The organism is Variovorax sp. 05N34, from assembly GCF_056397405.1.
Window position 1 is genome coordinate 868891 of the sequence record NZ_JBFTNI010000001.1, and the last position, 24392, is coordinate 893282.

The following is a 24392-nucleotide window of genomic DNA, read 5'->3' on the forward strand; positions in this document are numbered from 1 at the left end:
ATCCTTTGGGTCAATCAGAAAAAGCGGTCACGTCGACCGCGCCGCGCTTCCGCCGGCGACATGCGATTCGCTGATCCAGCGCGCGCTCTTCATGGCGCGCTCGCCAATCACCATCGGGTCGGAATTGACGTAGTCGTCGTTGAACACTTCGAAGGTGTAGTGGCCGCGGTAGCCTTTGTCTTCGAGCAACTGCACGAGGTCGCGCACGTCGTGCAGGCCCTCTCCGGGAAACAACCGCTGGTGGCGCGCCAGCTCGATCATGTCGGCCTGGCGGTCGCTGTACTCGAAAAAATAGTCTGCAAGCTGCACCAGGAAGATCTTTTCGACCGGCACGTCGGCCAGTTGAGCGAGCGTTTCGGCCGTGTCGTCGCCGTGCACGGACATGTGGAAGAAATCCAGGTTGAGGCCGACGTTCTCGCGGTCGCAGCGACGCACGATGTCCCACGCCTGATGCCAGCGATTGGTGTGGCGCCCCCACGAAAGCGCCTCATAGCAGATGCGGATACCGAGCGGCGTTGCCAATGTGGCGAGCGTGCGCAGATCCTCGGCGGCACGGTCGGGGTCGTCGATGGCGAGCGGCGAGGTGGTCGAACAGCACAGCAGCAGATCGGTATCGACCAGCGCCATCTGCCGCAATTGCTCGCGCGCCATTTCGAGCCGGTGCGGACGCATGGCGTCCGGCGCGCATTCGAAGTCGCGCAGCGGCTGGAAATCAGTGACCTTGAGTCCGCTTTCCTTGACGAGCTGTGCGGCCTTCTCGACACCGGCCGGATGGTTGATCAGGTCGCGCGCCCACAACTCGACGCCCGCGAAGCCGGCTGCCTTCATGCAGTCGAGCTTGTGGCCGAGTTCTCCGCCCATCGTGACAGTGTTGAAGCCGAAGCGGTCAAGGGCGATGGCCATGGGTTGTTTTCTCTGTGGAAGTTGCTAGGCAACGCTGGCCGAGTGATATCGCAGCGGTTGATGGATTTCGTTCGCCATTGCGGCGGGATAGATCAGTTCGCGAAGGAAATCCGCGTTGTGGCGAACCGTGTTCGCGGCTTCCTTGTGGCCGAAAAAGTCGAGGTAGTGCGGCATCTGCTGGACCAGCATCTCGAAGCCGGCTTGGGCGTTGAGGCCGCGCTCGCGCGCGGCACGCACCAGCGGCGTCGGCTGGTTGCGCAAGAGGATGTCGAACAGCGCGGCATGAAACTCCATGCGTGCCACGTCGACAGGCAGCGGGTCCTCGGGCTTCAGGCCGAGCGAAGTGGCGTTGATCACGAGGTCGTAGCCGGCCGGATCGCTGCTTTCGACCGCAACGCTCGTCGCATCGAAGAACGAGTCGATCTTGGCCGCTACACCGGCCGCCTTGCCGGCTGCGACGTCATAGAAGGCAATGTGCTCCGCGCCATTGACAGTGCCGCCTTCGGCCAGCGCGACACCGATGGCTGCGGCGCTCACGCCCGCGCCGAGAATCAGCACGCGCTTGCCGCGAAACGGGATGTTGTAGCGGTCGAGCGCCCCCAGGAGCCCCTCGCCGTCGAACAAGTCGCCTTCGAGTTCGCCGTTGTCGATGCGACGCACCACGTTGACCGAGCCCGCCACGCGGCCGAAGAGCCCGCAGCCGTCGAGCAGGTCGACCAACAGCGGCTTGTGCGGCGGCGCAATCGCCATTCCCCGCACGTTCCTCGCGAGGAAAGCCGCCTTCACGAACACCGCCAGATCGCGCCTTGCAACTTGCACAGGCGCCATCACGGCATCGATGCCGCAATGCTCGAAGGCGGCGTTGAACATGCGCGGAAGGCGGACGTTCGTCACCGGGTCACCGGGAAGAAGGTAGAGAGACGTGCTGCCGACGATGGAAGGGAACATGGAATCGTGCCTCGCTTCAGCTTTGGAATGTTCGACTATCGCTCGAAATGCCACGGAAGCGCTGCTAATGTAGTCGTGCGTTTGTGAGATTCGTCCGAATGGAACGCGCGTAAATTCGATCACCGAACTACACTGATCGATCATCGAACGATTTCAGGGTTTCTCCCAAGCGCACACCGTATGACTGCCGAAGAAACATCCATCGTCCCTGCCGGCCTGGACAAGCGCGACTGGATCGCGGGGCTCGAGCGCGGCGTCTCGATCATCGAAGCCTTCGACGACGCGCACCCGCGCATGACCGCGAGCGAAGCCGGCCAGCGGACCGGCATGACACGCACCGCCGCCCGCCGATACCTTCTCACGTTGCAGCACATGGGCTATGTGGCGGGCGACGGCAAGCTCTTCTGGCTGACGCCGCGCGTGCTGCGGCTCGGGCAGTCGTATCTCGAATCGGCGCGGTTGCCGCGCATCGTGCAGCCCTTTCTGCAGCGCGTTGCAGCCGGCACACACGAGATCGCCTACCTCAGCGTGATGGATGGCGACGAGGTGGTCTACATCGCGCGCAACGGGCCGAATCGCAGCATGAGCACGGGCTACGTGCTCGGCGCGCGCGTGCCGGCGCAGGTCACGGCCGCCGGGATGCTGATGCTGGCGATGCGAACCGATGAGGAACGCAGCGCCTGGCTCGAGGCGCGTCAGTTGGCAGTCTTTACGTCGCACACGATTTCGAGCAAGGAACGGATGAAGCTCGAACTGGCTCGCATCCGCGCCCAGGGTTGGGCTTTGTCGGAGCAGCAGTTGGATCTGAATTCACGGGGCATTGCTGTGCCGCTGCGCGACCGGCACGGCGACCTGGTCGGCGCGCTCAACGTGACCATGCCCATGGGCCACGAAAGCAGCGAGGACGCGGTCGCCCGCGTCCTGCCTGTGTTGCGCGAAACCGCGCAGGCGATGCGAGGCTTGATCTGACGCGCACGTTTCTTGGCCTGTAGCACAGCAGTGCTACAGTGCGGCAAACCGCGAGACTCAAATGCCGACCACCACCATTCGCATCGACGACAAGCTCAAGGACCGGGTCGCTGCCGCAGCGGACAGGGCGGGCAAGACTGCTCACGCATTCATCGTCGACGCGATCGCGCAGACCGTTGAACGTCTGGAAGCAGAGGACGAAATCCACCGCATTGCCGACGAGCGCTGGTCCAAAGTGCTGGCGACTGGAAGGACCGTCAGATGGGACCAGGCAAAAGACTATCTCGCTGCCCAGGCCCGAGGCGAAAAGCCTGCGAAGCCAGCGGCACGAAAGCTGGGGCGCTGACCCCCGGATGACGCGAATCGAACTTGCTCCCGAGGTTCTCGACGATTTCAATCGATTTATCGAACACCTGGCGCGCTTCGAGGTTGCGGACATCCCGCAACGATTGGGCGAGATCATGCAGGCCATCGATATCCTCGCCCACAGTCCCTTGATCGGAAGGTCGGTCAAAGGCGCCAAACGGGAACTGCTCATCGGCCGAGGATCGCGCGCGTATATCGCGCTCTACCGCTACGTTGCCGACATCGACGCGGTCTTTGTGCTGGCTTTTCGCCACCAGCGTGAAGCGGAATACAAGCGCTGAAGCGGACACGTCGCAAAGGCTGAGCGCCTTCGCGACGAGGTGTCCGTGAACTGGCGGGCGAGTCAGGCCAAGCGGGTTGGGCAGGTCAGGCAGCGGCCTTCGTCAGCCGCGCATCCGCCAAGGTCTGCGCACGCATCCTCTCGTAGTCCTGCTTGGGTACCGGCACTGCGTTCGGATTGCCCAGGTCGTTCAGGTGAATGCGGTAGGTCTCCCGGGCACTCAGCACGGCGATCGCCGAGATGACCGTGATGCCAAAGGTGAGCGCACCGATGGTCAGCGGGATGTTCGCGGCACCGGGGGGCGCCACAGCGACGAACAGCGCCGGCAGCAATGCGGTGATGGTGGTGCCGATGTTCTGCGAGATCGCCATCGCCGAGCAGCGCGAACGCGTCGGGAACAGTTCCGGGTAGAAGCTCGGGAAGACGGCGTTGTAGCCCTGGTACACGATGCCCCACATGAGCAGCGACATCACTATGGCCAGCGGCACGTTGTGGATGCTGATTGCGTACAGATAGCCGAATGACAGCAACCCCGCACCAAGAGCACCGATGACGATCGGGGGCTTGCGGCCGACCTTGTCCGAAAGATTGCCGACGAACGGAATGACGGCTACCGCAAGGATATTGCCGAGCACCGGAATCCACAGGTAGATGTCTTTCTGGAACCCGATGCCGTACGCCGGCTGCACCGCATAAGCAGCGCCGAACACGGTGGCGACCACGGGGATGACGTTCATCAGCGCCGCGCAAATGACGCGCACCATGTCGCGCCAACTGTTCGTGAAAGCCTCGACGATGGGCGCCTTCTGCAATTCGCCCTGGCGCGCTTCTTCTGCGAAGGCGGGGGTTTCGTCGACTTCGCGGCGAATGATGTAGCCCGCGATGATCACGACGAAGCTCAACAGGAACGGAATTCGCCATCCCCACGAAAGGAATGCGTCTTCAGGCATGTAGTGTGCCAGCGGCAGGAACACGGCCGCTGCAAGGATCTGCCCTGCTTGCACGCCCTGCAGGCTGAAGCTCGCAAAGAAGCCGCGGCGCCCGAAAGGCGCGTGCTCCAGGATCATCGAGCTGGCGCCCGAGATTTCACCCGCGACCGCAAAGCCCTGGATCAGGCGCAGCACTACGAGAAGCGCTGGCGCCAGCAAGCCGACTTGGTGGTACGTCGGCAAGAGCCCGACGGCGATGGTCGAAAAGCCCATGAGGAACATGCAGACGAGCAGCACATGCTTTCGTCCTCGCGTGTCGCCCCAATGGCCGAGCACGAAGGCGCCGATGGGCCGGGCGACATAGCCGACACCGTAGGTCGCCAGCGACGCGATGATCGCTATCCGCGGGTTGCCCGACGGGAAGAATATCTGCGGGAAGATCAGCGACGCTGCTGTCGCATAGATGAAGAAGTCGTAGTACTCGAGCGCCGAGCCGATCCAGCCGCTGGCTGCGGCCTTCTTCGACTGGTGTCGGCCTTGAGGCTCGTGGTCCTTGGGGTTGCTCATTTGTCTCTCCGATGGATGGGTCGTGTGAGTCTGGAAACGTTCGGCTATCGCGCAATGAGGGAAGGCACGCCGCCAATGTAGGGGCCGCCGGACTTTCCTCACAGCGAAAACTCCGCCAACTATGCGATTAACGATCTGCTTTGATCGATGATCGATCGCTACGCGGGTTTACACCGAACCGTTCACGCGTGCGCGCGGCCCGATGAACGCGCCTTCCATACTCAGATTCCCTGAAATTCCTGTCCGCACGTCCCGTCGGGCGGCCGCGGCAAGGAACAAATACTTTCTTGCACTTTCCCGGGAAAACCCTCGCGGCGGTGTGAACCGGCGCTCCTACCATTTATTCAACTTGAATTAATTAATCAACAGGAGACAGTCGGTGAAATCAGCCGGTCCCGGCAGGGGCACCAATTCGGCGAACCTGCGCCTCTACAACGAGCGCACGCTGTTGCAGCGTCTGCGCCGCGCAGGTGAAGCGTCGAAGGCCGATCTGGCGCGCTGGGCGCAGCTGACCAACACAGCGGTGGGCAGCATCGTCCAGACGCTGGAGGAGTCACGCCTGATCGAGCCGGCCGGTCGGCGGCAGGAAGGCCAGCGGGGTCAACCTGCCGGGCTCTACCGCATCAATCCCGAGGGTGCCTACGGAATCGGCGTGCGCCTCGATCGCACGAGTATCGAAACGGTGCTGATCGATCTCGGCGGCAAGATTCTGGCGCGAGAGGCGCATGACGTGCTCCTGCCCCAGCCGGAACATGCCCTGTCGCTGGTCCGCAAGGACGTCGCCCGCGTGCTGACCGCGCTGGAAGGTCCGCAACGTCGACGGCTGATGGGCGTGGGCCTCGCGCAGCCTTACAACCTTGGCAGTTGGTTGCGCGAACTCGACCTGAAGGCCGACTTCCGCATCTGGGACGAAGTGGACTTCGGCCAGTTGCTTGCGGAGGCAGTCGGACAGCCGGTATTCAAGGAAAACGACGGCAACGCGGCTGCGATTGCCGAGATGTTCTTTGGCGTCGGGCGCGAGGAAGACGATTTCCTCTACGTCTTCGTCGGCGCGGCACTCGGCGCGGGCGCGGTGATCGGCGGGGAGAGCTTGCGCGGCAGCAGCGGCAACGCGGCGGACCTTGGCTTGATGCCGGTGCCGCCGAGCACCCTGCCCTCGGCGCCCATGCTGGACCGGCGCTGGGACATCCTTCTTTCCCGCGCGTCGTTGAATTCGCTCGCCCGTCACTTGCGCTACCACGGAATCGCGGTGCGGGGTCATGCGGACCTCGAAGCCCGTGTCAAGGAAGGCAACGCACATGTTGGCGAATGGCTCGACGACTGCGTGGACGCACTGGTGCCTTCGCTGCGGGCATCGCTCGCCGTGCTCGACCTGCCCGCAGTGGTGATCGACTGCGACATCGACAGCGGCTTGATCGGTCAATTGATCACGCGCATCGATGCCGGCCTGCGTCTGATCGCGCCGGAGGCCCGGCAGACGCCGCGGCTGCTGCGCGGCAGCTTCCGCGCTGATGCCGGCGCCATCGGCGCAGCCAGCCTGCCAATGTTCTTCAACTTTTCGCCCCGCGCCGACGTCTTGCGCGGTCGCCCGCACCGCGCCCATACGGAGACAACACATGCCTGATCCCAACGCAGCCACCGCGCTGCTCGAACTGCGCAAGATATCGAAGACATTTCCCGGCGTGAAAGCGCTTCAGGACGTTCGCCTGCGCGCCCGAGCAGGCCATGTGCATGCGCTCATGGGCGAGAACGGCGCCGGCAAGTCGACGCTGATGAAGGTGCTCTCGGGTGCGTACATGCCGGACCCGGGCGCGGAAATCCTGATCGATGGACGGGTGGTTCACATCGACGGTCCGCTCGCCGCCAAGAACCTCGGCGTGTCCGTTATCTATCAGGAACTGAGCCTTGCGCCGAATCTCACGGTCGCCGAGAACATCTACATGGGCCGGCCCTTGCGACGCGGCGGCTTGGTGGACCGCGCCGGAATGACGGCCGCCTGCGAGGCCACTCTGCAGCGCCTCGGCGCCGACTTCGGGCCTCTTACACGCGTGGCGATGCTGTCGATCGCGCAGCGCCAACTCGTCGAAATCGCGCGCGCGGTGCACTTCGATTGCCGCATTCTGGTGATGGACGAGCCGACGACACCGCTGTCCACGCACGAAACCGATCGGCTCTTCGCGCTCATCAAGCGCTTGCGCAACGAAGGCATGGCGATCCTCTACATCAGCCACCGCATGGACGAGATCGACGAACTTGCCGACGAGGTCACGGTGCTGCGTGACGGCACTTACGTCGGCACCCTGGAGCGCGCCGAGCTTTCGCGCGACAAACTGGTGAAGATGATGGTCGGGCGCGATCTGTCGGGCTTCTATCGCAAGGAGCATCACGGCATGCACACCGGGGCGAAGGCGCTGTCGGTGCGCGGCCTGCGCGACGGACGCCGCGTTCACGACTGCAGCTTCGAGCTGCACTCCGGCGAAGTGCTCGGACTCGCCGGCCTGGTGGGCGCGGGCCGCACCGAGCTGGCACGGCTGATCTTTGGCGCCGATCCGCGCACCGGCGGCGAGGTGTCGCTCGATGACCTCGGCGGGCCGCTGAAGATCGAGAAGCCCATCGACGCCATCCGCTCCGGCATCCTCTATTTGACTGAAGACCGCAAGGGCCAGGGCCTCTTCCTCGATCTTTCGGTGAAGGACAACATCAACGTGATGGTCTCCCCTCTCGATGCCAAGGCCGGCGGCGTGATGGACGGCAAGCGGGCAGCGCAGCGGGCGCGGGATGCGATCGCGCAGTTGTCCATCCGTGTGCCTTCGGCGCGCGTCAACGTCGGATCGCTCTCCGGCGGCAACCAGCAGAAGGTGCTGCTGGCGCGCTTGCTCGAACTGGCACCGCGCGTGCTCATCCTCGACGAGCCGACCCGCGGCGTCGACATCGGTGCCAAGAGCGAGATCTACCGCCTCATCGACGAACTCGCGCGGCGTGGCGTCGCGGTGCTCGTCATCTCGAGCGAGCTGGCCGAGGTGGTGGGCATCTGCGACCGCGTGATCGTGATGCGCGAGGGACACCTGGTCGGTGAAGTCGGCGGCGGCAGCGGCCAGGCCATCACGCAGGAAAACATCGTCGCCCTCGCCACTGGCGCGGTTCCATCCCATACGCCGACTCTGCACTGAAACAGCCAGGCAGCCCCAGGAGACCAGACATGACCAAGCAGACATCCCCGGCAATCCCGGTATCGGAAAGCCCTGCCTTGCCACCCGCATTGCGTGGCGCGACGGGCAAGGAGATCATCCGCGCACTCGGCATGCTGCCGGTGCTCATCCTGCTGTGCATCGGCTTCAGCTTTGCAAGCGACAACTTCTTCAGCCTGCAGAACCTGTCGATCATGACGCAGCAGGCGTCGATCAACATCGTGCTCGCGGCGGGCATGACTTTCGTGATTCTCACGGGCGGGATCGACCTGTCGGTAGGCTCGATCCTCGCCGCGTCCGCCGTGGTCGCGATGCTGGTGTCGAACGTGCCGCAGTTCGGCATGCTCGGGATCGCTGCGGGACTGGCTTGCGGGCTGCTCTTCGGCTTGATCAATGGCGTGCTGATCGCCTTCATCAAGCTGCCGCCCTTCATCGTCACGCTGGGCTCGCTCACGGCGGTGCGCGGCATCGCGCGACTCATCGGCCACGACACCACGGTGTTCAATCCTCAGTTGCCCTTCGCCTTCATCGGCAACGGCGAAGTGCTTGGCGTGCCCTGGCTCGTGATCATCGCCTTCGCGGTGGTGGCGCTGTCGTGGTTCATCCTGCGGCGCACGGTGCTGGGACTGAACATCTACTCGGTCGGAGGCAACGCGGAAGCTGCGCGGCTCGCGGGCATCAAGGTGTGGGCGGTGCTGCTGTTCGTCTATTGCACCTCGGGCCTGCTCTCGGGCCTTGGCGGCGTGATGGCCTCGGCGCGGCTCTATGCGGCCAATGGATTGCAGCTTGGCGCATCGTATGAACTCGATGCGATCGCGGCCGTGATTCTCGGCGGCACCAGTTTCGTCGGCGGCACGGGATCGATCCTGGGCACGCTGATCGGCGCTTTGATCATCGCGGTGCTGACCAATGGGCTGATCCTGATGGGCGTGTCCGACATCTGGCAGTACATCGTCAAAGGGCTGGTGATCATCGGCGCTGTCGCTCTCGATCGCTATCGCCGCAAGGATTCTGCAAGGACATAGCACACCCCCAGGCTTCGCGCACTTCGTGTCACTGCGCCAACCCCCTTGCAGGGGGCAACACCGGCGGCCCGGCGGAGCCGGTTCCGCGGTGTTCCACACCATCCGTTACTCAATCATCGATTTGCCTCAACCACCACCAACCAGGAGACTTTTCATGCGCAACAAGTTTTTTGCTCTCGCCGCCATTGCCGCAGCGCTCGCCATGCCCATGGCGCACGCCCAGCAGAAGGAATTCAAGAACGTAGGCATCACGCTCGGGTCGATGGGCAATCCCTTCTTCGTCTCGCTCGCCAAGGGCGCGGAAGCGAAGGCCAAGCAGTACAACCCTAACGTGAAGGTGACGGCGCTATCGGCGGACTACGACCTCAACAAGCAGTTCTCGCAAATCGATGGCTTCATTTCGGCAGGGTCGGACTTGATCCTGGTCAATGCGGTGGACGCCAAGGCGATCGAGCCGGCGCTGATGAAGGCCAAGAAGGCCGGCATCGTCGTGATCGGTGTCGACGTGGCGGCCAACGGCGCGGACGCCACCGTGCAGACAAACAACGTGCAGGCCGGCGAAATCGCGTGCCAGTTCATCGTCGACAAGCTTGGCGGCAAGGGCAACGTGATCATCCAGAACGGCCCGCAGGTGTCGGCCGTGATCGATCGCGTCAACGGCTGCAAGACGGTGCTCAAGAAGAGCCCCGACATCAAGGTGCTCTCAGACGACCAGGACGCGAAGGGTTCTCGCGAAGGCGGACTGAACGTCATGCAGAACCACCTGACGCGCTTTCCAAAAATCGACGCGGTGTTCGCCATCAACGATCCGCAAGCCATCGGCGCCGATCTCGCAGCCAAGCAGCTCAATCGCAAGAACATCGTCATCACTTCGGTCGACGGTGCGCCCGACATCGAAACCGCGCTCAAGAGCGACACGCAGGTGCAGGCGTCCGCGAGCCAGGACCCGTACATGATCGCGCAGAAGGCAGTGGAGATCGGACATGAGATCCTGAACGGCAAGAAGCCCGAAGCAACCATGACGCTGCTGCCTTCGACGTTGATCACGCGAGCGAACGTCAAGGATTACAAGGGCTGGCAAGCACCGCGCTGATTCCGAAGAGGAGAACTGTCATGTTCGTGGTCTGCGGCGAAGCCCTGATGGACGTCTACATGGGCGAAGCCACGCCCGCGGGCATGACGCTCGATGCACGCATCGGCGGGTCGCCGCTCAACGTCGCGCAAGGCCTCGCCAGGCTGGGCCGGCCAGCCGCGTTCCTGACCGGGCTGTCGACGGATGCGCTCGGCGAGCGATTGCTGGCGTCGCTGCGGGCGGAAGGCGTCGACACTTCGCTGATCCTGCGCAGCGACGCGCCGAGCACGCTTAGCGTCGTGAGCCTGGACGCGAGCGGGGTACCTCGCTATGCCTTCCATGGCAACGGCGCGGCTGACCGCCAGATCACGCACGACACCCTTCCCGCCCTGCCGCCGGCTGCGCGCGTGCTTCAGTTCGGCTCTTATGCCTTGGCGGTCGAGCCGGTCGGCAGTGCGCTGCGTGCATTGGCGGCGCGCGAGCGGGACCGGCGGCTGATCGCCTACGACCCCAACGTGCGCCTCAATGTCGAGCCCGATCTGGCGCACTGGCGGGCCATCGTGGAGCAGATGGTGTCGATCGCGCATCTGGTGAAGGTGAGCGACGAGGACCTTGGCCTGCTCTATGCGGCCGAAACGCCCGAGCAGGTGGCTTCGCGCTGGCTCGCGCAGGGCGCCGCGCTGGTTGCGGTGACGCGCGGCCGGCACGGCGCGAGCGCATGGACGCGCAGTGGCCAGGCGACTGTGCCCTCACCCGACATTCAGGTCATCGACACGGTTGGCGCGGGCGACACGTTTCAGGCGGCGTTGCTGACATGGCTCGACGAGCATGACGCGCTGACGCCTGAAGCGCTGGCAAAGCTCGATTCGACGGCGCTCGACACATTGCTCGGGTTTGCAGCCCGCGCAGCGGCCGTCACATGTTCGCGCCGCGGGGCGGACATGCCTCGGCGCGCCGAACTCGACTGAATACGGCCGAAGGGAGCTAGAGGAAGGACGCCTTCGGCGACTCCGCAGCGGCCGCGGCTGCGGCTGCGGTGGCCGCTTCGCTCTTCAGCACGTCGCAGCATTGCGCGCGATGCCGCAAGGCGTGCTCCATCACCACCAGCGCCAGCATCGCCTCGGCGATCGGCGTTGCGCGAATGCCGACGCAGGGGTCGTGCCGCCCCTTGGTGACGACCTCGACCGGCTGGTTGTTCACGTCGATCGACTGCCGCGGGCTGATGATCGAACTGGTCGGTTTGATCGCAATGCTCACTTCCAGGTCCTGCCCCGTCGTGATGCCGCCGAGCACGCCACCGGCGTTGTTGCTGAGGAATCCTTCAGGCGTGATCGAATCGCCGTGCGTGGTGCCGCGCTGGGTGACGCTGGCAAATCCAGCGCCGATCTCCACGCCCTTGACGGCGTTGATGCCCATCATCGCCCAAGCAATGTCGGCGTCCATCTTGTCGAAGAGTGGCTCGCCAAGGCCCACGGGGACGTTCGACGCCGTCACCCGGATGCGCGCGCCACAAGAATCGCCCGCCTTGCGCAGCGCGTCCATGTACGCCTCGAGTTGCGAGACGTCAGCGACCGGTGCAAAGAACGGGTTGTTCGGCACGTGCTCCCAGCCTTCGAACGGAACGGCCATCTCCCCGATCTGGGTCATGCAACCGCGAAAGACGGTGCCGTACTTCTCGAACAGCCATTTCTTGGCGACGGCGCCGGCGGCAACCATCGGAGCCGTCAGACGGGCGGACGACCTTCCCCCACCGCGCGGGTCGCGAATGCCGTACTTCTTCCAATAAGTGAAGTCGGCGTGCCCCGGCCGAAACTGCTGGGCGATCTGCCCGTAGTCCTTGCTGCGCTGGTCGGTGTTCTGGATCAGCAGCGCAATGGGCGTGCCGGTGGTTTTGCCTTCATAAACCCCGCTCAGGATCTGAACGGCATCGGGCTCGTTGCGCTGCGTCACGTGCCGGCTGGTCCCCGGCCGACGCCGATCCAGGTCCCCCTGAATGTCCGCTTCGCTGAGCGCCAAGCCCGGCGGGCAGCCGTCGATGACGCACCCGATCGCCGGCCCATGAGACTCGCCAAAGTTGGTGACTGCGAAAAGGGTGCCAAAAGTATTGCCGCTCATGGCGCCGCATTATCCGCCGCCCCGCGAACACCGCGGGTCCGGCTCCGCCGGCCCGCCGGTGTTGCCCCCTAGCAAAGGGGGTGCAGAAGCCACACGCAGTGGGCAAGGCTGGGGGTTGGCTTGTTTCCTGCATGCTGCGCCGCAGCATCGCTCTTCAGCCACTCCCAACCTGACAGGAACGCACATGCTGGATCGAACCGACACCAAGTTTTCCCACGTCAAGCCGGCGGACACCGGGTACGTCTCCGGCGGATTGCGCGACTTCTTCCTCTATCGCGATCTCGGCATTGCCGACGCCACGCATGGGAAGGTGATCGCGCACCTGGTCAAGGCCAACATGGCACCGGAAACGGGCACCGGCTGGCACCGCCATGAGGCGGATTTCCAGATCGTCATCATGGTGAAGGGCTGGGCGCGCTTCATGTATGAGGACAAGGAAACTCTCGTGGAAGCCGGCGACGTCGTCCACCAGCGCCCGGGCATCCGGCACTACCTCTTCGACTATTCGCCGGACATGGAGTACCTGGAAATCGTCTCGCCCGCGGACTTCAAGAGCATCGACGTCGAACCGGCCTGCGAAGTCCCGGCGCCCACGCCCTGGAGATAGATCCGTAGGCGTTGGCCGACGTCTGGCAACGGATCGGCGCCATAGACTTCACGGGCGCGCCTGGCTGCGGCACTAGGCTCGCCCAGTCCATGAACATCTGCGTCATCAACCCTAACTACTACCGCAGTAGCGGCGTCACCGTGGCCATCCGGCGCATCCATGAGGCAGTCCAGCCCCATGGCGTCCGGAACAGCTTCATCAGCTGTGGCTATGGCGACGAGGAAGAAGATGTGTCGTGGATATCGCCCGATCGACTACGACGCCTGAACCTGATGTCGGCGCATCCGCTGGTCTTCTGGCGGAGCGTCCGTCAACTCAAGCGGCTGCTCGATCAATGGAACATCGACATGATCCATGTGCACCACCGACGGCTGTCGATGGTGCTGAGCGCGCTCCAGCCCTTGCTGCGGCGGCCGGTGCTCTATTCGGGCAATCTCACCTACGGCTTTTCCGCTCCGTTCTGGCTGATGAGCCCGCGCCGCGCCATCGCGGTCACGCCTTCTGTCAGGGACAACATTCTTTCCACCACCCGCACGCGCGACGTCGAGATCCTCGGCAACCCGACGCCTTTTCCCGATCAATGTCCCGGTATAGACCTCGCGCAAGTCAGCCGGCGCGCCGTTTGCGTCGCGCGGTTGGTGCCGGTCAAAGGGCACCAGACGCTGATCGAGGCTTGGGGCCTGTTGCGGGATCGCGGCATCGATGCCGAACTCGTGCTGATCGGCGAAGGCCCGCTTCGCGAGACGCTCGAGCAGCAGTGCAAGGCGCTGGGGCTCGGTGATCGGGTCGTGTTCCGTGGCTACGTGGCCGACGTCGCCGGGGAATACGCACGGTCGTTGTTTGCAGTGCTCGTCAGTTCCATCGAAGGTCAAGGCATCGTCACGATCGAAGCCGCCGCTGCAGGGCGTGCCTCGTTGCTGACCGACGTGGACGGATCGCGCGATTGCCTGCCCCAGGAGCGCCAACTCCCGAACGGCCTGCCCTACGGCGACGCCGGCGCGTTGGCCGAAGCGCTGGCGGCCTGGTTCGCCGACCCGGCGGCGGTTGCCGAAGAAGGCCGCCGCTTCTTCAAATTTCACCGGGCCGTCAACTCATCCCAGGTGCTGGGCCTGAAATACACCGAAATCTACAAGCGCCGGCCTTCCTAGGCCGAGACGATCAGTCCGCACACCAGCAAACCCGCGAAGAGCCCCAGCACCGCACGCCAGGTGGCCGGACGCGATTCGACCCATCGGTGCAGCAGCATCGCTGCCGCGATCGACAGAGCGACGGTCAGCGCCAGGCCCATCAGGTCAATCCAGGGCGTGTCCGGCATGAAATGGCTCACGACGGCGCTCACCAGCAGCAGCACCGGAAAGTGGATGAGGAACAGCGAATAGGAAATCCGCCCCAAGCGCACCAACGGCTCGCCGACCGCGGGCCATGCGGCCGGCTTCAATCCATTGAAATGCTGAATGACCGCGACGGCTACCGCGGTGACCAGCGCGATTGCGATGCGGCTGCGCCACTCGACCGCCAGAGCGGCACCGCCCATCAACAGGAGCATCAATACCGCAAAGCGCCATGTGCTGGTGCGCGTGGCACGCCCGATCCAGAAAACCAGCAAGCCGAGGCCATATGAGCCGAAGAAATACAGCGCCGTCGTGTCGAGTTCGGCGTTGCGATTGAACACGATCAGCGAAGAGACAACCAGCGTCAGCACGAGCGCCAGCATCACCCACCGAGACTTTTCAGGACGGACTGACCAGCGCCGCTGCATCAGTTCGGACAGCCCGATCGCAGCGAAGGCAAGCACGAAGAGCTGGAAGTCGATCGCCACATACCAGACACCGGTCGAGAGCGCATCGTAGCCGAGCAGGTCCTGCAACAGCAGCCCGTGCGCGAGCAATTGCGCCAGCCCCGGTGGCCCCGGCACGGCTTCGTCGTCGAGCCATGGCCTCACCAGCGCCGCTACGACGATGCTGAAAGTCAACGCCGCAAGATACGGCATGACCAGCCGGCCGTAGCGCTGGAAAATCCGCGCCAAGGGCCGGTCGATGCGCAGGATGCCGTCGGGCGCGAGACTCCCCGCAGCCAGAAAACCGGCCAGCACCAGGAACACCTGCACCGCGAGCCGTCCGTTCTGCGAAAGCCAATCGAAGATTTCGGGCGCGAGCGAAGAAGCACCCGCCGGAAGCGGCCCGTAGCGCGAGAGGTGATGGCCAACGATCAACAGGCAGGCGACACCCTTCACCGCATCGAACAACGGCAGGCGACCGACCGAGGCCGGCGCCGCAGTGCTTGCAGTTCCTGCGGTCAAGCTCTCAGAGGGCAAGGCGGGCGCGCGCTTCCTGGTACTCGCGCTTGAGTTTCTCGATGAAGGCTGCGGCCGTCGCGACCTCGGTCACGGCACCGATGCCCTGGCCCGAGCCCCAGATGTCCTTCCACGCCTTGGCCTTGCTGCCTTCGCCACCGCCGAAGTTCATCGTCTTCAGGTCGCCTTGGGGCAGATTGGCAGGGTCCATCCCCGCCGCGACGATGCTCGGAGCGAGGTAGTTGCCGTGTACGCCGGTGAACAGATTCGAATAGACGATGTCGTCCGAAGTGCCGTCGACGATGGCCCGCTTGTACTCGTCGCTCGCCCGCGCCTCTTCGGTCGCGATGAAAGCCGTGCCGATGTAGGCGAAGTCCGCGCCCATCGCCTGTGCGGCGAGCACCGCACCGCCGGTGGCAATCGAACCCGAGAGCGCAATGGGCCCATCGAACCACTGGCGAATTTCCTGGATGAGCGCGAACGGGCTTTTCACGCCCGCATGCCCGCCCGCCCCTGCAGCCACGGCAATGATCCCGTCAGCGCCCTTTTCGACGGCCTTTCGTGCAAAGGCGTTGTTGATGATGTCGTGCAGCGTCACGCCGCCATAGCTGTGTACCGCGTCGTTGACATCGGTGCGCGCGCCCAGCGAAGTGATCACGATCGGCACCTTGTATTTCACGACCATTTCCATGTCGTGCTCCAGCCGGTCATTGCTCTTGTGCACGATCTGGTTGATGGCAAAGGGCGCGGCCGGCTTGTCGGGATTGGCCTTGTTGTAGGCGGCCAGCTCCTCGGTGATCTCCGCCAGCCAGTCTTCGAGCTGCGCTGCGGGCCGCGCGTTGAGTGCGGGCATCGCACCGACGACACCAGCCTTGCACTGCGCGATCACCAGCTTGGGATTGCTGATGATGAACAGCGGCGAGCCGATGATGGGCAGCGGCAGGTTGGCAAGCACGGAAGGTAACTTGGACATGAGATCTCCGAAACATTAAAGATAAGAAGTGAGCCAGCCTGGGGGCTCAAAAAGCTTCAACAGCGAGGGCCGTCACGCTGTCGGCGCCTTCGACGATGCTGTCGCGAATCCCTGGCGCCTTGTTCAGGATGTGCTCCGCGTAAAAGCGCGCCGTCGCGATCTTGGCCTTCATGAACGCCACATCGGTACCCGCCTTCGCCAAGTCTTCAGCGATCAGCAACGAGCGTGCAAGCTGCCAGCCCGCGACCACATTGCCTGCGAGCATCAGATAAGGCACGCTGCCCGCGAAGACCGCGTTGGGCGACGCCTTGGTCTGCCCGGCAACGAATTCGACCACGTCGACGAACGCTTCGCGGGCGGCCTTCAGGCGCTTGCAGACGGCCTGCGCTTCGGCACTGTCCCGCTTTGCGAGTTCAGCTTCGGTCGCCTCTATCTGGGCAGCCACTGCCTTGGCAGTCTGGCCGCCATCGCGCGCGGTCTTGCGCCCGACCAGGTCATTGGCCTGGATGGCCGTCGTGCCTTCGTAGATCGTGAGGATCTTGGCGTCGCGCAGGTACTGGGCCGCACCGGTTTCCTCGATGAAGCCCATGCCGCCATGCACCTGCACCCCCAGAGAAGCCACTTCCAGGCTCATCTCCGTGCTGTAGCCCTTGACCAGCGGCACCATGAATTCGTAGAAAGCCTGGTTCTGCTTGCGGGTGTCCGCATCCGCATGATGGTGCGCGGCGTCGTAAGCGGCCGCTGCGACCGTTGCCATCGCGCGGCAGCCTTCGGTGTATGCGCGCATCATCATCAGCATGCGCTTCACGTCCGGGTGATGAATGATCGGCGCGCTGGCGTTCATCGATCCATCGACCGGTCGGCTCTGCACGCGGTCCTTGGCATAGGCGACTGCGTGCTGATAGGCGCGCTCGGCAATCGCGATGCCCTGCATGCCCACGGCATAGCGGGCCGAGTTCATCATGATGAACATGTATTCGAGGCCGCGGTTCTCCTGGCCGACCAGGTAACCCACCGCACCGCCATGGTCGCCGTATTGCAGGACGGCGGTCGGACTGGCCTTGATGCCGAGCTTGTGCTCGATGCTCACGCAATGCACGTCATTGCGCTCGCCCAGTGATCCGTCCTTGTTGACGAGGAACTTCGGCACCACGAACAAGCTGATGCCCTTTACGCCTTCGGGCGCGCCGGTCACGCGCGCCAGCACGAGATGCACGATGTTCTCGGCCATGTCGTGCTCACCGTAGGTGATGAAGATCTTGGTGCCGAAGACCTTGTAGGTGCCGTCGGCTTGCGGTTCGGCGCGGCTGCGCACCAGCGACAGATCGCTCCCGGCTTGCGGTTCCGTCAGGTTCATCGTGCCAGTCCATTGGCCGCTCACGAGCTTTTCGAGGTAGACGGCCTTGAGCTCGTCGGAACCCGCGGTCAGCAATGCCTCGGTCGCCCCATCGGTCAGGAGCGGGCACAGCGCAAAGCTCATGTTGGCCGAGTTCAGCATTTCGACACAGGCAGCGCCAATGACTTTCGGCAGTCCTTGGCCACCGAATTCGGCAGGATGCTGCAGTCCTTGCCAGCCACCCGCCACGTATTGCGCGAAGGCTTGCTTGAACCCGGGCGTGGTCGTAACTTCGCCATCCTTGAACGAAGACGGCTCGCGATCGCCGGCCACATTGAGAGGAGCGATGACGTCCTGGTTGAATCGCGCGCACTCTTCGAGCACGGCTTGCGCGGTTTCGAGTCCGGCCTCTTCGAGGCCCGGCATTTGGGACACCTGCGAAATGTTCGCGAGATGTTCCATGTCGAACAGCATGTCCTTGATGGGGGCGGTGTAGCTCATGAGAGTCTCCTGTGGGCCGTTGCGGCCTGATGTGAACCGATGTGAAAAAGGGCATCGCGAACGATGCCCTTTGGCTCAATCATCGAAAGATGCGCCGATCAGAGCGCCTTGACGAGTTCAGGCACAGCCACGAACAAGTCGGCGACGAGGCCGTAGTCGGCCACCGAGAAGATGGGCGCTTCTTCGTCCTTGTTGATCGCGACGATCACCTTGGAGTCCTTCATGCCGGCCAGATGCTGGATCGCGCCGGAGATGCCTGCTGCGATGTAGAGCTGCGGTGCGACGATCTTGCCCGTCTGGCCCACTTGCCAGTCGTTCGGGGCGTAGCCGGCATCCACAGCGGCGCGGCTGGCACCGAGGCCTGCATTGAGCTTGTCGGCCAGGGGGGCCATCACTTCCTGGAACTTCTCTGCACTGCCCAGGGCGCGGCCGCCCGACACGATGATCTTCGCGGCAGTGAGTTCAGGGCGCTCGCTCTTGGTGACTTCGCGGCCCACGAAGCTGGACTTGCCGCTGTCGGCCACGCCTTCGGCGTTCTCGACCGCTGCGCTGCCGCCAGTGGCCGCTGCGGCATCGAACCCCGTCGTGCGCACGGTGATCACCTTGATGGCATCGGCGCTCTGCACGGTCGCGATCGCATTGCCTGCGTAGATCGGACGCTCGAAGGTGTCGGGGCTGTCGACCTTGGTGATGTCGCTGATCTGGGCGACGTCGAGCTTGGCAGCCACGCGAGGCGCGACGTTCTTGCCGTTGGCCGTGGCCGGGAACAGGATGTGGCTGTAGTTCTTGGCGATGGCCAGGATCTGCGCGGCGACGTTCTCCGCGAGATTGTCCGCAAGGCTCGGGCTGTCGGCCACAATGACCTTGGCAACACCAGCGACTTGGCTCGCAGCCTTGCCCGCTTCGGCAGCATTGGCGCCCGCTACCAGCACATGGACATCGCCGCTTGCACAGGCGATGCCTGCGGTCACGGTATTCAGGGTCGCCGGCTTGAGGGTGGCGTGGTCGTGTTCGGCAATAACAAGTACGGTCATGATCAGATCACCTTCGCTTCGTTCTTCAGCTTGTCCACCAGCGTGGCGACATCGGGCACCTTGATGCCGGCGCCGCGCTTCGGGGGCTCGACCACTTTCAGGGTCTTCAGGCGCGGCTTGACGTCCACGCCGATGTCTTCGGGCTTGACCACGTCGAGCTGCTTCTTCTTGGCCTTCATGATGTTGGGCAAGGTGACGTAACGTGGCTCGTTCAGGCGCAGGTCGGTGGTGATGACTGCCGGGAGGCTCAGCGAGATGGTTTCCAGGCCGCCGTCGACTTCGCGGGTCACGTTGACCTTGTCACCTGCGATTTCGACCTTGCTGGCGAAGGTCGCCTGGGGAAGATCGGCCAATGCTGCGAGCATCTGTCCCGTTTGATTGGCGTCGTCATCGATGGCTTGCTTGCCAAGGATGATGAGCTGGGGCTGCTCCTTGTCGACCAGCGCCTTGAGCAGCTTGGCCACCGCGAGCGGCTGCAGCTCTTCGGTCGTCTCGACCAGGATGCCGCGATCGGCACCGATGGCCATCGCGGTACGCAGCGTTTCCTGGCACTTCGCATCGCCGCAGGACACGGCGATGATTTCCGTGGCAGCACCCTTCTCCTTCAACCGAACCGCCTCTTCGACGGCGATCTCGTCGAAGGGGTTCATGCTCATCTTGACGTTGGCGATGTCAACGCCCGTGCCGTCAGACTTGACGCGGACCTTGACGTTGTAGTCGACGACCCGCTTGACGGGGACCAGAATCTTCATTGGCTTGACTCCATTGATTTGCGAAACCGGGGGTATGCAGAACTGCCGGGGATTTTAGGCGCCGGCCTCCGCGCGAACTGTCCATTTCAATCAGGGAGCGTCCGTCTTTGAAGTGCAAAAACGAACGGTCGTGCTTTTTCGAGATTATAGATGAGCGACATCCGCTGGCCCAATGCCAGAAGGTAACGATTCAACACGGACGACACGCTGCGGATTGGCGATGACAATGCCCGCACTGCGCAAGCCTTCGAGAATCGCGATGTTGATCGCTGAGCGAAGATTGTCCCGCCCCTTCTCAGGATCGGACACCCAGAAGTTGAGGCTGAACTCCAGGCCGTCGGGAACGAAGTTGAGCAAAAAAGCAATTGGCGCCGGATCGGTCATCACGCGAGCTTGCGCTACCGCTGCGTTGCACAAGATCGCCTGCACCTGTGACACATCGCTTTCGTAGCCGACGATGATGTTCGTCGAGATGCCGAACTTCAGATCCGCCAGCGACAGATTCTCGACACGGCTCGTGATGAGCGATTCGTTCGGCACGATCGACTCGCGACCGTTGCCCGCCCTCACGAGCGTGTAGCGCGTCTTGATGTCCGTGATGCGGCCTTCGAAACCATCGACCTTGACGTTGTCGCCGATGCGTATGGACCGCTCCAGCAAAATCACGAAACCACTGATGTAGTTGGCCGCCAGCTTCTGAAGCCCGAAGCCCAGCCCGACGCCTACCGCGCCGCCGAGAACCGAGAGCGCCGTCAGATCGACCCCGACTGCCGACAACGCAAACAGCAGGCCAATCAACAGCAGGAATGCGCGCACGGCATTCGACGCGACCTTGCGCATCGACAAATCGTGCACGGCCTCGCGCAGGATGCGCTTTTCGATGGTCGATGAAATCCACAGCGCGATCACAAGCACCAGCCCCGCCGACAGCAGGCCGTCGAGGATGGTTCGCAAACTGACGCGCGTGCGCCCGAATGCCAGCGTGATCTGATCGAGTTCCGCAAGCACTGGCGGCAAGAGCCCGACGATCCAGAGGATCGCGCCGATCCATGCGATCCACGAAATCGTGCGCTCGACCAGACGGGCCATCGCCGAAGCCGGAAACACGGCGCGCAACACCCGAGCGAAAAAACGGATCACCGCGAGCGAGACGAACACGGAAACCGCGATCCGCAACACCAAGGCAGGCTGGAAGCCCAGCGCGAGCGCCGCGCGCCTGGCGATCTCGGCCAGCATCAGCGCCAGCAACGGGAACAACAGTCCGTCGAAGATGCGGTCGCCGAACCAGATCGAGCCCTTGGGCTGATCGCGCCCGAACCATTTGCAGACGGCCCACGCCAAGACGATGCAGCCTGCCAGCACGCCAAGCTGGATCCACACGTTTTGCGCATGAACCTGCCCGAGCGTCTCGTTGAAAGCGCTGAAATCCATCAGTCGAAGCCGACGCTATAAATCAGCGAGCACCCGCAGATGCTCTTCGACACTGCGTGCGAGGGCGTCGAGGTTGTAGCCACCTTCGAGCATGGAGACGATGCGCCCACCGGCATGGCGGCGGGCCACATCGACGATTCGCCCGGTGATCCAGCCGAAGTCGTGTTCGTTGAGCCTGAGCTGGCCGAGATCGTCGTCGCGATGGGCGTCGAAACCGGCGCTCACGAAGATCATCTGCGGCCGGAATTCTTCGAGCCGCGGCATCCAGCACGCCTCGATCAGCTCGCGCACGTCCATCCCCTTGGTATAGGCGGGCACCGGCAGGTTGAGCATGTTCGGTGCCGGGTGCTCCGTGCCGCTGTATGGATAGAACGGATGCTGGAAGATCCCGACCATCAGCACGCGGGGGTCGTTGCTCAGAATGTCTTCCGTGCCGTTGCCGTGGTGCACGTCGAAATCGACGATGGCGACGCGTTCGAGCCCGTGCTGTTCGATCGCGTGGCGAGCGGCGATGGCAACGTTGTTGAAGAAACAGAAGCCCATCGCCTTGTCGCGGCAGGCGTGGTGTCCTGGAGGCCGCACGGCGCAGAAGGCGTTGTCGACTTCGCCTGCGATCACGGCGTCGGTGGCTGCGATGGCTGCGCCGGCGGCGCGTCGCGCGGCGAGCAGGGTAAAGCGATTGAGAGAGGTATCCGGATCGATCTGCGCATGGTCCGGACCGCCGGCCGGCGCGTCCTCGACAAGCCTTTGGCTCAGCGTTTCGAGGTGCTCCATGTGCGCGACGCTGTGCGCGCGCGTGATCTGAGGCAATGTAGCGAGTGGAACATCGCCCTTTTGCAGTGCATCGCCAACGCCGGTGACGAGCAGCCGATCCTCGATGGCATCGAGCCTCCCGGGGCATTCGGGATGGCCGCGCCCCATGTCGTGTTTCCAGCAGTCGCGGTGTGTGAAATAGCCGGTTTTGCCCATGCCACGAGGCTTAAGGTATTGTTTGCATATGGATACAAAAATGGACGTTGCCGCGAAGCTCGCCAGTTTGCTCGGTCAGCTTACCACGGTGATCGTGGGCAAAGAGGCGCAGGTACGCGATTGCGTGGCCTGTCTGCTTGCGGGCGGGCACCTGCTCATCGAGGACGTGCCGGGCGTCGGCAAGACGACCTTGGCGCACGCTCTCTCTCACACCTTCGGCCTGCAGTTTTCGCGCGTTCAATTCACGGCGGACCTGATGCCGGGCGACCTGTCCGGCGTGGCGATCTATGACCGCGGCCAGCAGGCTTTCGTCTTCCATCCCGGGCCGATCTTTGCCCAGGTCTTGCTGGCCGACGAGATCAACCGTGCAAGCCCCAAGACGCAAAGCGCCCTTCTCGAAGCGATGGAAGAAAAGCAGGTCACCGTCGAAGGCGAGACCCGCCCCCTGCCGACGCCCTTCTTCGTCATCGCCACCCAGAACCCCCATGAGCAACTCGGCACCTTCGCGCTGCCTGAGTCGCAACTCGACCGCTTCCTGATGCGCATCTCGCTCGGCTATCCGGATCGCGCCGCGGAGCGCGAGTTGCTTGCCGGCGCCGACCGGCGTGACCTGCTCGCCAGCCTTCCGGCACTTCTGACCGCGGGCGAACTGACCGCCTTGCAGCAGCGCGTGCTGCAGGTCCATGCGTCCGAACCCTTGTTGAACTATGTTCAGGACCTGATCGCCGCCACGCGTTCCGGGCGCTGGTTTCTGCAGGGACTTTCGCCGCGCGCGGGCATTGCCGTGCTCCGCGCCGCCAAGGCGCAGGCGCTGCTGGCCAATCGGGACTACGTCGCGCCGGATGACGTCCAGGCCGTTCTGCCGCAGACCATCGCGCACCGGCTCACGCCGGTGGGTGACGCCGGCCGCGGCGCGGTCGAGCAAGTGCGCGCGATGCTTGCGGCGGTGCCACTGCCGTGAAGCAGTCTGCGCCGGCTCGTGTCGGAGTCGCGCGCTCCTTTGCGCCGCTCCGTTCCCGTATCGACCGGTGGTTCGTGTCGCGTCGTCCGCCTTCGGACACGCTCGAGCTGACGCAGCGGAATGTCTACATCGTGCCGACAGTGGCGGGGTGGATGTTGGCTGCGACGCTGCTGCTGCTTCTGGTCGCGTCGATCAACTATCAGCTCAACCTTGGCTATCTGCTGACTTTCCTGCTGGCGGGGTGCGTGGCCGTCGGCATGCATGTGTGCCACGGGACCTTGCGAGGCCTTGCGATGCACCTCATGCCACCCGAGGCGCAGTACGCCGGGTCGGCGGCTGTGTTCCGTGTGGTCTTGCACAACACGCGACGCAGCACGCGTTATGGCATCGGGCTGGCGGTTCATCGCAGTGGGCAATGGTCCTGGAGCGATGTGCCTGCGCAAGGCACTGCGACTGTGGAAGTGGCGTTCAGGCCTGAGCGGCGTGGGTTGCACGAGGTGCCGACGTTGACGGCGGAAACGCGATTTCCGCTGGGGACGTTTCGGGTCTGGACGGTGTGGCGGCCGGCGTCGAAGGTGCTGGTTTATCCGGCGCCTGAAGTGAATCCGCCGCCGCTGCCTGTGGGGGAGCCGATTGCGGGGCAGGCTGCGTCTGCTTTGGTGCGGACGCATGTGGCGGGGGAATATGACGGGGTTCGCGGGTATCGACGGGGGGATTCGTTGAAGCTGGTTGTCTGGAAGCGGGCGGCTCGGGCGCAGGCTGCGGGGTCCGATGAGTTGGTGAGCCGGGATACGCAGCAGGCGCAGAGGCAGGAGCTTTGGCTGGATGCGCAACATGCGGGGGTGGCTGATTTGGAGGGGCGGGTTTCTCGGGTTTGTGCTTGGGTTTTGATGGCTGATCGGCTGGGGGTGGAGTACGGGGTTCGTGTTGGCGGGGTGGTTGTTGCGCCTTCTATGGGGGAAGGGCATCGGAGGCGGTGTTTGGAGGTGCTGGCTTTATGGTGAATGTGGTCAATGGTTGGGCTGTTGGCCGGGACTCGCCCCGGCGGGCGACTTACTTTTCTTTGGGTCGCCAAAGAAAAGTAAGCAAAAGAAAGGCGACCCCACTGTGCGCGTCCCTGCGCTTCGCTTCGGGCAACCTGCGGTGCTCGCTTCAGGCGGGGTCCGCGCGAAA

The 24392-nt window shown here is 63.8% G+C and carries 23 protein-coding genes; 12 read left to right on the top strand and 11 right to left on the bottom strand.

What is annotated here, in order from left to right; all coding sequences use genetic code 11:
• Positions 1-27: 27 nt before the first annotated feature.
• A complete protein-coding gene (locus AC1DMA_RS04195) occupies positions 28-903 on the bottom strand; it encodes a sugar phosphate isomerase/epimerase family protein (protein WP_478126723.1) in 876 nt (291 codons plus the stop codon).
• A 24-nt stretch (positions 904-927) separates the two neighbouring features.
• On the bottom strand, positions 928-1851 hold the full coding sequence (locus tag AC1DMA_RS04200; protein WP_478143323.1) for a shikimate dehydrogenase family protein: 924 nt from the start codon (positions 1849-1851) through the stop codon (positions 928-930).
• A gap of 180 nt (positions 1852-2031) precedes the next feature.
• On the opposite strand from AC1DMA_RS04200, the gene AC1DMA_RS04205 reads away from it, so the two are divergent.
• From AC1DMA_RS04205 to AC1DMA_RS04215, 3 genes are all read left to right on the top strand, one after another.
• On the top strand, positions 2032-2820 hold the full coding sequence (locus tag AC1DMA_RS04205) for an IclR family transcriptional regulator domain-containing protein (protein ID WP_478126725.1): 789 nt from the start codon (positions 2032-2034) through the stop codon (positions 2818-2820).
• Positions 2821-2881: 61 nt separating this feature from the next.
• Positions 2882-3166 carry a CopG family transcriptional regulator gene (locus AC1DMA_RS04210; RefSeq protein ID WP_478126726.1) on the top strand — a complete coding sequence of 95 codons (285 nt, stop codon included), beginning with the start codon at positions 2882-2884 and terminating at the stop codon, positions 3164-3166.
• A 7-nt stretch (positions 3167-3173) separates the two neighbouring features.
• Positions 3174-3467, top strand: a complete 294-nt coding sequence (locus tag AC1DMA_RS04215; RefSeq protein ID WP_478126727.1) for a type II toxin-antitoxin system RelE/ParE family toxin — start codon at positions 3174-3176, stop codon at positions 3465-3467.
• An 85-nt stretch (positions 3468-3552) separates the two neighbouring features.
• Here the strand turns inward: AC1DMA_RS04215 and AC1DMA_RS04220 are convergent, their stop codons facing one another.
• Entirely contained in the window at positions 3553-4962 is a 1410-nt protein-coding gene (locus AC1DMA_RS04220) for an MFS transporter (protein ID WP_478126728.1), read from the bottom strand.
• 379 nt (positions 4963-5341) lie between these two features.
• On the opposite strand from AC1DMA_RS04220, the gene AC1DMA_RS04225 reads away from it, so the two are divergent.
• The 5 genes from AC1DMA_RS04225 (at position 5342) to AC1DMA_RS04245 (ending at position 11215) form a co-directional block, all read left to right on the top strand.
• Positions 5342-6586 (top strand): ROK family protein, encoded by a 1245-nt coding sequence (locus tag AC1DMA_RS04225; protein ID WP_478143324.1) that lies wholly within the window; start codon positions 5342-5344, stop codon positions 6584-6586.
• Positions 6579-8132, top strand: a complete 1554-nt coding sequence (locus tag AC1DMA_RS04230) for a sugar ABC transporter ATP-binding protein (RefSeq protein WP_478126730.1) — start codon at positions 6579-6581, stop codon at positions 8130-8132. The genes AC1DMA_RS04225 and AC1DMA_RS04230 overlap by 8 nt, the downstream gene beginning before the upstream one ends.
• Positions 8133-8161: 29 nt before the next feature.
• Complete coding sequence (locus AC1DMA_RS04235) at positions 8162-9175, top strand: ABC transporter permease subunit (protein WP_478126731.1); 1014 nt, start codon at positions 8162-8164, stop codon at positions 9173-9175.
• A 154-nt stretch (positions 9176-9329) separates the two neighbouring features.
• The gene (locus tag AC1DMA_RS04240; protein WP_478126732.1) at positions 9330-10268 is read left to right on the top strand and encodes an ABC transporter substrate-binding protein; all 939 of its coding nucleotides are present in this window, start codon (positions 9330-9332) and stop codon (positions 10266-10268) included.
• A gap of 20 nt (positions 10269-10288) precedes the next feature.
• On the top strand, positions 10289-11215 hold the full coding sequence (locus tag AC1DMA_RS04245; RefSeq protein ID WP_478143325.1) for a carbohydrate kinase family protein: 927 nt from the start codon (positions 10289-10291) through the stop codon (positions 11213-11215).
• 16 nt (positions 11216-11231) lie between these two features.
• Here AC1DMA_RS04245 and aroC read toward each other — a convergent pair whose 3' ends face one another.
• Positions 11232-12362 (bottom strand): chorismate synthase, encoded by a 1131-nt coding sequence (gene aroC, locus AC1DMA_RS04250; protein WP_478143326.1) that lies wholly within the window; start codon positions 12360-12362, stop codon positions 11232-11234.
• A gap of 184 nt (positions 12363-12546) precedes the next feature.
• On the opposite strand from aroC, the gene AC1DMA_RS04255 reads away from it, so the two are divergent.
• Both AC1DMA_RS04255 and AC1DMA_RS04260 read left to right on the top strand, forming a co-directional pair.
• A complete protein-coding gene (locus AC1DMA_RS04255; protein ID WP_478126735.1) occupies positions 12547-12969 on the top strand; it encodes a cupin domain-containing protein in 423 nt (140 codons plus the stop codon).
• Between the two features lie 89 nt (positions 12970-13058).
• Positions 13059-14117, top strand: coding sequence for a glycosyltransferase (locus AC1DMA_RS04260; protein ID WP_478143327.1), 1059 nt, complete (start codon positions 13059-13061; stop codon positions 14115-14117).
• Here AC1DMA_RS04260 and AC1DMA_RS04265 read toward each other — a convergent pair.
• The 7 genes from AC1DMA_RS04265 to AC1DMA_RS04295 form a co-directional block, all read right to left on the bottom strand.
• Positions 14114-15268, bottom strand: coding sequence for an acyltransferase family protein (locus AC1DMA_RS04265; protein WP_478143328.1), 1155 nt, complete (start codon positions 15266-15268; stop codon positions 14114-14116). The genes AC1DMA_RS04260 and AC1DMA_RS04265 overlap by 4 nt on opposite strands.
• Before the next feature lie 4 nt (positions 15269-15272).
• Entirely contained in the window at positions 15273-16235 is a 963-nt protein-coding gene (locus tag AC1DMA_RS04270; RefSeq protein ID WP_478143329.1) for an NAD(P)H-dependent flavin oxidoreductase, read from the bottom strand.
• Positions 16236-16281: 46 nt separating this feature from the next.
• Positions 16282-18072: an acyl-CoA dehydrogenase gene (locus AC1DMA_RS04275; RefSeq protein WP_478143330.1), complete on the bottom strand. Its 1791-nt coding sequence runs from the start codon at positions 18070-18072 to the stop codon at positions 16282-16284.
• A 98-nt stretch (positions 18073-18170) separates the two neighbouring features.
• Positions 18171-19106: an electron transfer flavoprotein subunit alpha/FixB family protein gene (locus AC1DMA_RS04280; RefSeq protein WP_478143331.1), complete on the bottom strand. Its 936-nt coding sequence runs from the start codon at positions 19104-19106 to the stop codon at positions 18171-18173.
• A 2-nt stretch (positions 19107-19108) separates the two neighbouring features.
• Positions 19109-19858: an electron transfer flavoprotein subunit beta/FixA family protein gene (locus tag AC1DMA_RS04285; protein WP_478126741.1), complete on the bottom strand. Its 750-nt coding sequence runs from the start codon at positions 19856-19858 to the stop codon at positions 19109-19111.
• 144 nt (positions 19859-20002) lie between these two features.
• Positions 20003-21289, bottom strand: a complete 1287-nt coding sequence (locus AC1DMA_RS04290) for a mechanosensitive ion channel family protein (protein WP_478143332.1) — start codon at positions 21287-21289, stop codon at positions 20003-20005.
• A gap of 15 nt (positions 21290-21304) precedes the next feature.
• Positions 21305-22258: a histone deacetylase family protein gene (locus AC1DMA_RS04295; protein WP_478143333.1), complete on the bottom strand. Its 954-nt coding sequence runs from the start codon at positions 22256-22258 to the stop codon at positions 21305-21307.
• A 40-nt stretch (positions 22259-22298) separates the two neighbouring features.
• Between AC1DMA_RS04295 and AC1DMA_RS04300 the strand changes: the two genes are divergently transcribed.
• Positions 22299-23219, top strand: a complete 921-nt coding sequence (locus AC1DMA_RS04300; protein WP_478126744.1) for an AAA family ATPase — start codon at positions 22299-22301, stop codon at positions 23217-23219.
• A gap of 152 nt (positions 23220-23371) precedes the next feature.
• Positions 23372-24223, top strand: a complete 852-nt coding sequence (locus tag AC1DMA_RS04305) for a DUF58 domain-containing protein (protein WP_478143334.1) — start codon at positions 23372-23374, stop codon at positions 24221-24223.
• Positions 24224-24392 lie beyond the last annotated feature (169 nt).